Origin of the sequence: Micromonospora sp. M61, assembly GCF_018070245.1 — a bacterium.
Lineage (GTDB): Bacteria > Actinomycetota > Actinomycetes > Mycobacteriales > Micromonosporaceae > Micromonospora > Micromonospora zamorensis.
Genome location: NZ_JAGPYA010000009.1, coordinates 89,940 through 104,370 on the forward strand (window position 1 = coordinate 89,940; position 14,431 = coordinate 104,370).

At 74.0% G+C, this 14,431-nt stretch carries 1 protein-coding gene; it reads left to right on the top strand.

All coding sequences use genetic code 11. The annotated features are described in order from the left end of the window. Positions 1–21: 21 nt before the first annotated feature. Positions 22–14,412 carry a type I polyketide synthase gene (locus KBX34_RS07580; RefSeq protein WP_210924091.1) on the top strand — a complete coding sequence of 4,797 codons (14,391 nt, stop codon included), beginning with the start codon at positions 22–24 and terminating at the stop codon, positions 14,410–14,412. Positions 14,413–14,431: the final 19 nt, after the last annotated feature.

A 14,431-nucleotide genomic window follows, 5' to 3' on the forward strand; every position in this document is an offset into this window, starting at 1 on the left:
CACCGACGTGCGGAGCTCATGATGGCCACCTCCAACGACAAGCTCGTCGAGGCACTGCGCTCCTCCCTCAAGGAGAACGAGCGTCTGCGCCACCAGCACCGCCGACTCACCGAGGCGCAGCGGGAACCCATCGCCGTCGTCGGAATGGCCTGCCGGTACCCCGGCGGCGTCGACTCGCCCGAGGCCCTCTGGCGACTCGTCGCCGACGGCGCCGGGGCCCTGTCCGACTTCCCGGACGACCGCGGCTGGGACCCGGCCGCCTCGTACGCCCGCCCGGCCGGCTTCCTGGACGCGGCGGGTGAGTTCGACGCGGCGCTGTTCGGCATCTCGCCGCGCGAGGCCGTCGCCATGGACCCGCAGCAGCGGCTGCTCATGGAGACGGCCTGGGAGGCCCTGGAGCGCGGCGGCGTCGACCCGCTCTCGCTGCGAGGCCGCCAGGTCGGCGTCTTCGTCGGCTCCAACACGCAGGACTACGCGTCGGTGCTGATGCGCACGCCGATCGCCGACGAGGGGCACCTGCTCACCGGAAACGCGGCCGCCGTGGTCTCCGGCCGCCTGTCGTACTTCTTCGGCCTTGAGGGCCCGGCCATCACCGTCGACACCGCCTGCTCGTCGTCGCTGGTCGCGCTGCACCTGGCGGTCCAGTCGTTGCGGCAGGGCGAATGCACGATGGCGCTGGCCGGCGGGGCGACCGTCATGTGCACCACCGGCGCGTTCGAGGAGTTCGAACGACAGGGCGGGCTCGCCGCGGACGGCCGCTGCAAGTCGTTCGCCGCTGCTGCCGACGGCACCGGCTGGGGTGAGGGCGTCGGGCTGCTGCTGGTCGAACGGCTCAGCGACGCCCGCCGGCTGGGCCACCCGGTGCTCGCCGTCATCCGCGGCACCGCTGTCAACCAGGACGGCGCGTCCAACGGCCTCACCGCCCCGAACGGCCCGTCCCAGCAGCGAGTCATTCGCGCAGCCCTGGAGAACGCCGGGCTCACCGGCGCCGACGTGGACGCGGTCGAGGCGCACGGCACCGGCACCGTGCTCGGCGACCCGATCGAGGCGCAGGCGCTGCTCGCCACCTACGGCCGGGACCGGGCAGAGGGCGACCCGCTCTGGCTCGGCTCGATCAAGTCGAACATCGGTCACACCCAGGCCGCCGCCGGTGTCGCCGGGATCATCAAGATGGTCATGGCGATGCGGCACCGCACCCTGCCGCAGACGTTGTCCGTCGACGCGCCCACCCCGCACGTCGACTGGTCGACCGGTGCGGTGGAGCTGCTCACCGAGGCCCGTCCCTGGCCGTCCGGAGACCACCCGGCCCGGGCCGGGGTGTCCGCCTTCGGCGTCTCCGGCACCAACGCCCACGTCATCGTCGAGCAGGCCCCTCCCGGGGACGAGGAGCCGGCCCGCGAGCCGGTCACCGTCCCGGCGCCGCTGCTGCTCTCCGGCCACGACGACGCCGCCCTGCACGCCCAGGCGGCCCGCCTCGCCCGCCACCTCACCGACCGCGACGCCGACCCCGGTGACGTCGCGCACTCGCTGGCCACCACCCGCGCCGGTCTACGGCACCGCGCCGCGATCACCACGACCGACCCGGCGGAACGGCTCGCCGCGCTGACGGCGCTCGCCGAGGGACGCGGCACGGCCGGCGTCGTGCGGGACACCGTCACGCTCGGCCCGCTCGCGTTCGTGTTCTCCGGTCAGGGGTCACAGCGGCCCGGCATGGGCCTGGATCTCTACGACACGTTCCCGGTGTACGCGGAAGCGTTCGACGCGGCCTGCGCCGAGCTGGACCGTCACCTCGACCGGCCGATCCGCGACGTGATCGCCGACGGCGACGACCTGGACCAGACGCTCTACACGCAGACCGCGTTGTTCGCCGTCGAGGTGGCGTTGTTCCGCCTCGTTGAGTCGTTCGGTGTCACCCCGGACTACCTGGTCGGCCATTCGATCGGTGAGATCGCCGCCGCGCACGTCGCCGGGGTGCTGTCCCTGCCCGACGCGGCCAAGCTGGTTGCCGCACGGGGTCGCCTGATGCAGGCCCTTCCGACCGGTGGGGTGATGGTGGCGGTGCGGGCCACCGAGGCGGAGGTGCTGCCGCTGCTGACCGACGGGGTGTCGGTCGCGGCGATCAACGGTCCGCGTTCCGTGGTGCTCTCCGGCGTGGAAGGTGAGGTCGCCGCCGTCGCCGCCCAGTTCGAGAAGTCGAAGCGGCTGCGGGTCAGTCACGCGTTCCACTCGGTGCTGATGGAGCCGATGCTCGCCGAGTTCGCACAGGTGGCGCAGACGTTGACCTACGCGCAGCCGCACATTCCGGTGGTGTCCAACCTGACCGGGCAGATCGTCGACGTGCAGGACGCGGCCTACTGGGTGCGGCACGTCCGGGAGGCCGTGCGGTTCGCCGACGGCATCGCCACCCTGGAAGGCCTCGGCGTCAGCACGTTCGTGGAGATCGGCCCCGACGGGGTCCTGTCCGCAATGGGCGCGGACTGCGTCAGCGACGCGGTGTTCGTACCCGTGCAACGCTCTGACCGGGACCAACCGACTGCGCTGCTCACCGCGCTGGCCCAGGTCTTCGTGCGCGGCGTACCGGTGGACTGGACGCCGTGCCACCCCGGCGCTCGCACTGTGGATCTCCCCACCTACGCCTTCCAGCGCCGCTACTTCTGGCCCGACCTGCCGAAACCCGTGAGCGGCACGCCCGACGAGTGGCGCTACCGGGAGAGCTGGCAGCCCGTCGACGTCGCGCCCACCGAGGCCCTCGCCGGGCGGTGGGGCATTGTCGCCGACCCGGCGGACCCGACCGCCCAGCAGCTGCACGACCTGCTGACCCGGCACGGCGCCACCCCGGACATCGGCATCGCCCCGGAGATCACCGACGGGCTGGCCGGCATCCTGCACGTGCCCTCCCGCACCGGCGACCTTGACGCCACGGCCAGCCTGCTCACCCTCATCAGCGCGGCGGCCACCGCCGGCAGCACCGCGCCGATCTGGACCGTCACCACCGGCGCCGTCACCACGGGAACCGACGGCATCGCGCCCGACCCCGCCCAGGCCGCGCTCTGGGGCCTCGGCCGGGTGGCCGCCCTCGAAGTCCCGGACACCTGGGGCGGTCTCGTCGACCTGGCCGGGGACGTCACCGACCAGCTCGTCGCGGTCCTGACCGGCACCACCGGCGAGGACCAGATCGCGGTCCGCGCCGACGGCCTGCACGCCCGCCGAATCGACCGCGCACCCGCCACCGCCGCCGAACCCTGGCAGCCGACCGGCACCGTCCTGGTCACCGGCGGGACCGGGGCGCTCGGCGCCCACGTCGCCCGCTGGGCCGCGCACTCCGGCGCCGACCGGGTCGTCCTGGTCAGCCGCCGTGGCCCGGACGCGCCCGGCCTCGACGCCCTGACCACCGAACTGGCCGAAACCGGGTGCCAGATCACCGCCGCAGCCTGCGACGTCACCGACCGCGACGCCCTCGCCGCCCTCGTCGCGACGCTCCGCGCGGACGGCACACCGGTCCGTTCGGTCGTGCACACCGCCGGTGTCGCCCACCTGACCCCGCTCACCGGCCTGAGCCCCGCCGACATCAGCGAACTCGGCGCCGCGAAGGTGCTCGGTGCCCGACACCTCGATGAGATCCTCGGCGACGACCTGGACGCCTTCGTGCTCTTCTCGTCGATCGCGGGCGTGTGGGGCAGCGGCGACCAGGGCGGATACGCCGCCGCGAACGCGTACCTCGACGCCCTCGCCGCCCGCCGCGCCGCCCACGGTCGGCCCGCCACCGCGATCGCCTGGGGTCCGTGGGCCGGCGGCGGCATGGCCGACGCCGACGTCTCCGCCCACCTCGCCCGGCGCGGCATCACCGCCATGCACCCGACCCGCGCCATCGCCGCGCTGGCCCACGCCGTCTCCGCCGGCGACGCCACTGTCGTGGTCGCCGACGTGGACTGGTCGCGCTTCGGACCCGCCTTCACGGTACGACGCGACAGCCCTCTGCTCACGCCGCTGCTCGCCAGCGCGCCGGACGAGGCACAGCCCAGCGGTCCGGCCGCTGATCTCCTGGCCGGCCGCACCGTCGAGGAGCGCCGCGCGTACCTGCTGCACCTGGTGCGCAGCGAGGCCGCCGCGGTCCTCGGCCACGAGTCCGCCGACGCCGTCCCGGCCGACCGCCCGTTCCGGGAACTCGGCTTCGACTCGCTGACCGCCGTGGAACTGCGCAGCCGCCTCGCCGCCGCGACCGGCCTGCGCCTGCCCACCACCGTCGCATTCGACTACCCGTACGCCGCCGTCCTGGCCGCCGAGCTGGACGCCCTGCTGTCCGGCGCGGATCGCACCGCGAACATCGTCGCGCCGGCCGTCGGCGTCTCCGACGAACCGATCGCCATCATCGGGATGGCCTGCCGCTACCCGGGCGACGTCGGTTCACCCGAGGACCTGTGGCGGCTCGTCGAGTCCGGCACCGACGCGATCGCCGGTTTCCCCACCGACCGTGGCTGGGACCTGGACTCCCTCTACGACCCGGACCCGGACCAGCCCGGCGCCTCCTACACCCGGGCCGGCGGCTTCGTCGCCGACGTCGCCGGCTTCGACGCGGCCTTCTTCGGCATCTCACCGCGCGAGGCACTGGCCATGGACCCGCAGCAGCGGCTGCTGATGGAGACCGCGTGGGAGGCGGTCGAGCGGGCCGGAATCGACCCCGCCGGCCTGCGTGGCGAGCCCGCCGGTGTCTTCGTCGGGGCGTCCTTCTCCGGCTACGGCACCGGTGACCAGATCGCCGACGGCGTCGAGGGCTACCGGCTCACCGGAACGGCGGCCAGCGTCACCTCCGGCCGCATCGCGTACACCCTCGGCTGGGAGGGCCCGGCCGTCACGGTGGACACCGCGTGCTCGTCGTCGTTGGTGGCGCTGCACCTGGCGGTCCGCTCGCTGCGGTCCGGCGAGTGCTCCCTGGCCCTGGCCGGCGGCGTCACGGTGATGGCCAGCCCTGACGCGTTCGTGGAGTTCTCCCGCCAGCGGGGTCTGTCCGCCGACGGGCGCTGCAAGTCGTTCGCGGCGGGCGCGGACGGCACGGGCTGGTCCGAGGGCGCCGGGCTCCTGCTGGTCGAACGGCTCTCCGACGCGGTCCGCAAGGGTCACCGCGTCCTCGCCGTGGTCCGGGGCACCGCTGTGAACCAGGACGGCGCCTCCAACGGCCTGACCGCCCCGAACGGTCCCGCCCAGCAGCGGGTCATCCGGGCGGCACTGGCCGACGCCGGCCTCACCCCGGCCGACGTGGACGCGGTCGAGGCGCACGGCACCGGCACCCGGCTCGGCGACCCGATCGAGGCGCAGGCCCTGCTCAGCGCGTACGGCCAGGACCGCCCGACCGGTCGACCGCTGTGGCTCGGCTCGGTCAAGTCGAACATCGGGCACACCGTCGCGGCGGCCGGTGTCGCCGGAATCATCAAGATGGTCATGGCGATGCGGCACCGGGTGCTGCCGCGCACGCTGCACGTGGACGCACCCACCCCGCACGTCGACTGGTCCTCCGGGGCGGTGTCCCTGCTCACCGAGGCCCAGCCGTGGCCCGACGTGGACCGTCCGGCCCGCGCTGCGGTCTCCTCCTTCGGCATCAGCGGCACGAACGCCCATGCGATCCTGGAAGCGCCCCCGACGCCGGAGCCGCAGGTCGCCCCAGAGCCGCAGGTGGTGCCGGAGCCGCAGGCCGTGCTCGTGCCGGCGACGCTGCCGGTGCCGTGGACACTCGGCGCCGCCGAGCCGGCCGCGCTGAGCGCACAGGCCGGGCGGCTGCTGCCGTACCTCGACGCGAATCCGGTCGACGTCGGTCACTCACTCACCCGGCGCGGTTCGTTCCCGCACCGGGCGGTGGTGTTCGGGCCGGACGCTCTCAACGCGGCGGCCGACGGGCTGACCGATCCCGGCCTGGTGACCGGTGACGTGGTCGACGGCAGGCTGGCGTTCGTCTTCTCCGGTCAGGGGTCGCAGCGGCCGGGTATGGGTCTGGAGTTGGCGTCGTCGTTCCCGGTGTTCGCGGAGGCGTTCGACGCGGCCTGCGCCGAGCTGGACGTCTACCTCGACCGGCCGATCCGCGACGTGATCTCGAACGACGCGGAGGCGTTGGACCAGACCGTCAACACGCAGGCGGCGCTGTTCGCGGTCGAGGTCGCCCTGTTCCGCCTGGTCGAGTCGTTCGGTGTGACTCCGGATTACCTGGTCGGGCATTCGATCGGTGAGATCGCCGCCGCGCATGTTTCCGGGGTGCTGTCCCTCGCCGACGCGGCGAAGCTGGTCGCCGCCCGAGGTCGGTTGATGCAGGCCCTGCCGGCCGGTGGCGTGATGGTGGCGGTGCGGGCCACGGAAGCGGAGGTGCTGCCGCTGCTGACCGAGGGGGTGTCCGTCGCGGCCATCAACGGCCCGCGCTCGGTGGCGCTGTCCGGTGCCGGCGACGAGGTGGCCGCGGTGGCGGCGAACTTTGAGAAGTCCAAGCGGTTGCGGGTCAGTCACGCGTTCCACTCGGTGCTGATGGAGCCGATGCTGGCCGAGTTCGCACAGGTCGCGGAGACGTTGACCTACGGGCAACCGCGCATTCCGGTGGTGTCGAACCTGACCGGGCAGGTCGCGGAGACGCAGGACGCCGGCTACTGGGTGCGGCACGTCCGGGAAGCGGTCCGGTTCGCCGACGGAATCGCCACCCTGGAGAACCTGGGTGTCAGCACGTTCGTCGAGATCGGCCCCGACGGCGTCCTGTCCGCGATGGGCGCGGACTGTGTGACGGACGCGGTGTTCGTACCCGTGCAACGCTCTGACCGGGACCAACCGACCGCCCTGCTCACCGCCCTGGCTCAGGTCTTCGTGCGCGGCGTCGCGGTGGACTGGACGCCGTGCCTGACCGGCGGGCGCCTCATCGACCTGCCCACCTACGCCTTCCAACACCAGCGTTACTGGCCCGCGGCCACGGTCACCGGCAACAGCGACGCGGTCGACCACCCGCTGCTGGGCGGCATGCTCACCCTCGCTGGCGACGGCGACGAACGGATCTTCACCGGCCGCTGGTCGCGCACCGCTCTGCCGTGGCTCGGCGACCACCAGGTCGCCGGCGACGTCGTCGTCCCGGGCACCGCACTGCTCGAACTCGCCCTCGCCGCCGGTGCCGAGGTCGGCTGCGACCAGGTCGACGATCTCGTCCTCGCCGCCCCGCTGATCCTCGGCGAGCAACGGGTGGAGATCCAGGTACGCACCGGCGCGGCGGACAACTCCGGCCACCGCGCCGTCACCATCCACGCCAGCTCCGACGGCGACCGGTGGACCACCCACGCCACCGGCACCCTCAGCACCGCCGGGCGCGCCGACGACACCACGCCGACCACCTGGCCGCCCGTCGGGGCCGAGGCGATCGACACCACCGGCCTCTACGACGCCCTGCGCCGTCGGGGCCTCGACTACGGGCCCGCGTTCCGCGGGCTGCGCCAGGCGTGGTTGGGCACCGATGGCGCCGTGTACGCGGAGGTGGAGCTGCCCGACACGGTGGACGGCAGCCGCTACGGCGTGCACCCGGCGCTGCTGGACACCGCCCTGCACCCGCTCGGCCTCGGCGTCCTGGGCAGCGACGACGGTCAGGCCCGGGTGCCGTTCGCGTGGTCCGGCGTCACAGTGCGGGCTGCCGGCGCGGTCACCGCCCGGGTCCGGCTGGCCGACGCCGGCACCGACGCCGTCAGTGTCCACCTCACTGACACCGTCGGCCGGACACTGCTGACCGCCGACTCCCTCGTGCTGCGCCGCTACGCCGAGCGCACCGCCAGCACCGACGGCCTGCACCACCTCGACTGGATCCCGGTCGAGGCGCCCGGCACGTCCGACCGCACCGGAACCGAGGTGCTGCGCGTACCCGCCACCGACCCCACCGACCCGGTCACCGCCACCCATGCCACCACCGCCGCCGTCCTGGCCGCGCTGCGCGACGCCGTCGAACGGGACACCCGGCTCGCGATCGTCACCAGCGGCGCGGTCGGCTGCGCTCCCGGCGACCCGGTCACCGATCTGGCCGCCGCAGCCGTCTGGGGCCTGGTCCGCAGCGCCCAGACCGAGAACCCCGGCCGGTTCCTGCTCATCGACACCGACGGCGACGAACAACTGGGTGCGGTGCTCGCCACCGGCGAGGAGCAGATCGCGATCCGGGACGGCGCCCTGCGCGCCCCCCGACTGGCCCGGGTCACCGAGCCCGCCGCCAGCCACGACTTCGGCACCGGCACGGTCCTGGTCACCGGCGCGTTCGGCACCCTCGGTCGGCTGGTCACCCGACACCTGGTCACCCGTCACGGCGTCACCGACCTGCTGCTGCTCAGCCGCCGCGGCCCGGACGCCCCGGAAGCCGCCGACCTCACCACGGAACTCGCCGCGCTCGGCGCGACCAGCACCGTCCTGGCGTGTGACCTGGCCGACCGCGACGCTCTCGCCGCGGTGATCGGCAGCGCGGGCAGCCTGACCGGGGTCGTCCACATCGCCGGCGTGATCGACGACGGTGTTGTCACCGCGCTCACGCCGGAGCGACTCGGCGCGGTGCTCCGACCAAAGGTCGACGCCGCCTGGCACCTGCACGAACTCACCGCCGGGCACCCGCTGACCGCGTTCGTGATGTTCTCCTCGGCGGCCGGTCTGCTCGGCAGCCCCGGCCAGGCCAACTACGCGGCCGCGAATGCCTTCCTCGACGCCCTGGCCGACCTGCGCAACCGGGCCGGGCTCCCGGCCTCCTCGCTCGCCTGGGGACCCTGGGCCGCCGGCATGGCCGCCGACCTGGACCCGGACGCCGTCCAGCGGATCAGCCGTGGCGGACTGGCCCTGATCACACCCGAGGACGGCCTCGGCCTCCTCGACGCGGCCGGTCAGCGCACCGCTGTCGTTCCGCTGCGGCTCACCTCCGGGCGGACCGCGCCGACCACCGTCCACCCGCTCCTGCGCAACCTCGTCAGGGCCGGGCGGCGTGGCACCGCCCGGGCCGCCACCGGTGATGCCTCCCTGGTCCAGCGGCTGGGCGCCCTACGCCCGGCCGAGCAGCGCGAAGCGCTCCTCGACCTGGTCCGCACCCACGTCGCGAGCGTGCTCGGCCACGGCTCGGGTCAGGCCGTCGCCCCCGGCAAGGCGTTCCAGGAGACCGGGTTCGACTCCCTCGCCGCCGTCGAGCTGCGCAACGGCCTGAACGCGGCAACCGGCCTGCGGCTGCCGGCCACCCTCGTCTTCGACCACCCGAGCCCGGCCGCTCTCGCCGCCCACCTGCACGAGACGCTGTTCGGCGCCGACCTGACCGGCGCGCCCGAGGTCACCGCGCCCGTCCGGGCCGACGAGCCCATCGCCATCGTCGGTATGGCCTGCCGCTATCCCGGCGGGATCAGCTCACCCGAGGACCTGTGGCGCCTCGTCGAGTCCGGCAGCGACGCGATCGGTAACTTTCCCGCCGACCGGGGCTGGGACGTGGACCGCCTCTACCACGCCGACCCGGACCACCCCGGAACCTCGTACACCCGCTCCGGTGGCTTCCTCGCCGACGCCGCCGACTTCGACGCCCCGTTCTTCGGGCTCGGCCCACGCGAGGCCCTCGCCACGGACCCCCAGCAGCGGTTGCTGCTGGAAACCTCGTGGGAGGCCTTCGAGCGGGGAGGCATCGACCCGGCGACCGTACGCGGCAGCCGCACCGGCGTCTTCGCCGGAGTGATGTACCACGACTACGTGTCCCGCCTGGACCCCGACGGCGACGCCGTCGAGGGTCTGCTCGGCATCGGCAACGCGGGCAGCGTCATCTCCGGCCGGATCGCGTACACCTTCGGGTTGGAAGGCCCGGCGGTCACCGTCGACACCGCCTGCTCGTCCTCCCTGGTGGCGCTCCACCTGGCCATCCAGGCGATCCGCAGCGGCGAGTGCACGATGGCGCTCGCCGGTGGGGTCACCGTGATGGCCACCCCGGGCACCTTCATCGAGTTCTCCCGCCAGCGTGGGCTCTCCGCCGACGGTCGCTGCAAGTCCTTCGGCGCCGGAGCCGACGGCACCGGCTGGTCCGAGGGCGTCGGCATGCTCGTGGTCGAACGCCTCTCCGACGCCCGCCGCAACGGCCACCCGGTCCTCGCCGTCATCCGCGGCAGCGCCGTCAACTCCGACGGCGCCTCCAACGGTCTGACGGCCCCGAACGGTCCCGCCCAGCAGCGGGTCATCCGGGCCGCACTGGCCAGCGCCGGCCTGGGCGCCGCCGACGTCGACACCGTCGAGGCGCACGGCACCGGCACGGTGCTCGGTGACCCGATCGAGGCGCAGGCCCTGCTCGCCACCTACGGTCAGGACCGCCCCGACGACCGACCACTGTGGCTCGGCTCGATCAAGTCGAACATGGGCCACACCCAGGCCGCCGCCGGTGTCGCCGGCATCATCAAGATGATCGAGGCGATGCGGCACGGCGTCCTGCCGCGCACCCTGCACGCCGACGATGCGTCCCCGCACATCGACTGGTCCGCTGGCGCCGTCGCACTGCTCACCGAGGAACGGCCGTGGACGGTGGACGGCCGTCCCCGCCGCGCCGCCGTCTCGTCGTTCGGTGTCTCCGGCACCAACGCCCACGTCATCCTCGAAGCCGCTCCCGAGCCCACCCCGGCACCCCGGCAGCCGCACACCGGGCCGACGATCTGGCCGCTCACCGCGACCACCACCGACGGTGTACGCGACCAGGCGACCCGGCTGCTGGCCCACCTGGAGAGCCACCCCGGACTGGACCCCGCCGACGTCGGGCACACCCTCAGCACGCGCGGCACCTTCCCCCATCGGGCGGTGGTGCTCGGGCGGGACGCCCTCGACGCGATCGCCGAAGGGCGGACGGATCCCGGCCTGGTGACCGGTGACGTGGTCGACGGGAAGCTCGCGTTCGTGTTCTCCGGTCAGGGGTCCCAGCGGCCCGGTATGGGTCTGGAGTTGGCGTCGTCGTTCCCGGTTTTCGCGGAGGCGTTCGACGCGGCCTGCGCGGAGCTGGACCGTCACCTCGACCGGCCGATCCGCGACGTGATCGCCGACGACGCGCAGGCCCTGGACCAGACGGTCTACACCCAGACCGCCCTGTTCGCGGTCGAGGTCGCCCTGTTCCGGCTGGTCGAGTCGTTCGGTGTGACTCCGGACTTCCTGGTCGGGCATTCGATCGGTGAGATCGCGGCCGCGCACGTTTCCGGGGTGCTGTCCCTGCCCGACGCCGCGAAGCTGGTCGCGGCGCGCGGTCGCCTGATGCAGGCCCTTCCGACCGGTGGTGTGATGGTCGCGGTGCGGGCCACCGAGGCCGACGTGCTGCCGCTGCTGACCGACGGGGTGTCCATCGCCGCCATCAACGGCCCGCGCTCGGTGGTGCTCTCCGGCACGGAAGGCGAGGTCGCCGCGGTGGCGGCGAACTTCAAGAAGTCGAAGCGGTTGCGGGTCAGCCACGCGTTCCACTCGGTGCTGATGGAGCCGATGCTCGCCGAGTTCGCTCAGGTCGCCGAAGCGTTGACCTACGCGCCGCCGCGCATCCCGGTGGTGTGGAACCTGACCGGGCAGGTAGCGGAGGCGCAGGACGCCGACTACTGGGTGCGGCACGTGCGGGAGGCCGTGCGGTTCGCCGACGGCATCGCCACCCTGGAGAACCTGGGTGTCAGCACGTTCGTGGAGATCGGCCCCGACGGGGTCCTGTCGGCGATGGGCGCGGACTGCGTCAGCGACGCGGTGTTCGTACCTGTGCAACGCTCTGACCGGGACCAACCGACCGCCCTGCTCACCGCCCTCGCCCACGTCTTCGTGCGCGGCATCGCGGTGAACTGGACACAGTGCCACCCCGGTGGGCGCCTCGTCGACCTGCCCACCTACGCCTTCCAGCACCGCCGCTACTGGCCCGCCGGCCCGGCCGCCGCCGCGCGCCGCGACCGCACCGGCCACCCGCTCTTCGACACCGCCGTCACCCTCGCGGAGGCGGGCGGGGAACGAGTCCTCACCGGCCACTGGTCGGTCGCCACCTTGCCGTGGCTCGCCGACCACCGGGTCGACGGCGCCCTCCTGGTGCCCGGAACCGCGCTGGTGGAAGCCGCCCTCGCCGCCGGCACCGGCGACCGCCTCGACGACCTGGTCCTCGCCGCCCCGCTCATCCTGGACGAGGGTGGCGCCCAGATCCAGGTACGGGTCGGCGCGGCCACCGACGAGGGCCGCCGCCCGGTCACCATCCACTCCAGCACCGACGGCACCACCTGGACCGCCCACGCCACCGGCACCCTCGCTCCCACCGACGACGCATTGGCCCTCCCGGTGGGCCGCTCGGCCGCCGCGGCACCGCTGAACGTGGACGGACTCTACGACGAGCTGTTCCGACGCGGCCTCGACTACGGCCCGGCGTTCCAGGGGGTCCGGACCGCCTGGCGCGACACCGACGGCACCCTGCACGCTGACGTCGTCCTGCCGGACGAGGTGGACACCGCCGGCTACGGCATCCACCCGGCCCTGCTCGACGCGGCCCTGCACACCCTCGGCCTCGGCGAGCACACCGGCGACGGTGCCGCTAAGGTGCCGTTCGCGTGGTCCGGGGTCACCGTCCACCAGCCCGGCGCCACCGCCGCCCAGGTCCGCCTGAGCGTCGGCGACGCGGTCCAGGTCACGCTGGCCGACGCCGTCGGCGACCCGGTCGTCTCCGTCGCCGCCCTGCGACTGCGGGCGTACGCGCCGCCGTCGGTGCTGCACCGCCTCGACTGGACGCCGATCGACCTGCCCGACACCGGCGACACCGAGACCGTGATCCTGCGGATCGCGGCGGACGGCGGCGACCCCTTGGCAGCCACCCGCACCGCGACCGCCCGGACGCTCAGCGCCCTCCAGTCGGCCATCGCGGACGACACCCGCCTCACCGTGGTCACCGCCGGCGCCACCGGCCGCGACGTCACCCACCTCTCCGGAGCCGCCGTCTGGGGGCTCGTCCGCGCCGCCCAGTCGGAGCACCCCGGCCGGTTCACCCTGGTCGACGCCGAACCCGGCACCGGCGAGGAGGAGATCCGTGCCGCGGCGGCAGCCGAACAGTCCCAGATCGCCATCGGTGTGGACGGCGTCTTCACCCCCGTTCTCACGCCGTACGTGGCGAGCGGCGACGAGGCCGCCAGCCCGGGCACCGGCACCGTGCTGATCACCGGTGCCCTCGGTGGGCTCGGCCCTGTCGTCGCCCACCACCTGGTCACCCGGCACGGCGTCACCGACCTGGTGCTGCTCAGCCGGCAGGGCCCCGACGCGCCGGGCGCCGACGCTCTCGTCCGCGACCTCGCCGCCGCCGGAGCCACCGCCACAGTGGTGGCCTGTGACGCCGCCGACCGGGCAGCCCTCGCCAAGGTGCTCGACGGCCTCCCCGACCTGACCGGTGTCGTGCACCTCGCCGGGATGCTCGACGACGGGGTGGTCACCGCGCTGACCGATGAGCGCGTCGCCACGGTCCTGCGCCCCAAGGCCGAGGTCGCCTGGCACCTGCACGAGCTGACCCGCGACCGGCACCTGACCGCGTTCGTGCTGTTCTCCTCGGCGGCCGGCGTCGTGGGTGGCCCGGGGCAGGGCAACTACGCCGCCGCCAACGCGTTCCTCGACGCGCTCGCCGCCCACCGCCGGCGTGCCGGCCTGCCCGGCACGTCCCTGGCCTGGGGACCGTGGGCGGCCGGCATGGCCGCCACCCTCGCCGGGACCGACCTGGCCCGGATGGCCCGCACGGGCATCCTGCCGATGACCGAGACCCAGGCACTGACCGCGTTCGACCTGAGCCTCGGCGCCGCGGAACCGGCCCTGGTGCCGCTGCGGCTCGACCCGACAGCCACCCCGGCCAGTGTGCCGGCGGTGCTGCGCGGCCTGCTGCGGGAGGCACCGAAGCGCCGGGCCAGCCGGCGCGGACCGGACCGTACGCTCGCCGAGCAGCTCGCTGCGACCGACCCCGCCGGCCGCAGCGAGGCGGTGCTGAACGTGGTCCTCACCCAGGTCGCCGCCACGATCGGCGACGGGGCGGCGCACACCGTCGACCCGGACCTGGAGTTCACCGGCCTCGGGTTCACCTCGCTCGCGGCCGTCGAACTGCGCAACGGCCTCAACGCCGCCACCGGGCTCAGCCTGCCGGCGACGCTCACCTTCGACTACCCGACGCCGCGCGCTCTCGCCGACCACCTGCTGAGCACGCTCGCCCCGGCCCGTACGCCGCGTCTGCTCGACGAACTGGCCCGGCTGGAGCAGGCGTTCACCGCCCTCCTGCCGGACGAGGTCGCCGAACTGGCCGTACGCGACGGCGTCGCGGCCCGGCTGAAAGCACTCACCGGCCAGTGGGCCGAGGTGACCGGAGCGGCCGCACCGGTTACCGAAACGCTCGACGAAGCCAGCGACGACGAGCTCTTCGCGTTCATCGACCGCCGCCTCGGCGCGTCCTGACCGGCTCGCACACTCTCTC

Bases quoted from the DNA above. Each gene is read 5' to 3' on its own strand.
- KBX34_RS07580 (WP_210924091.1), top strand. From the start codon at position 22: ATGGCCACCTCCAACGACAAGCTCGTCGAGGCACTGCGCTCCTCCCTC.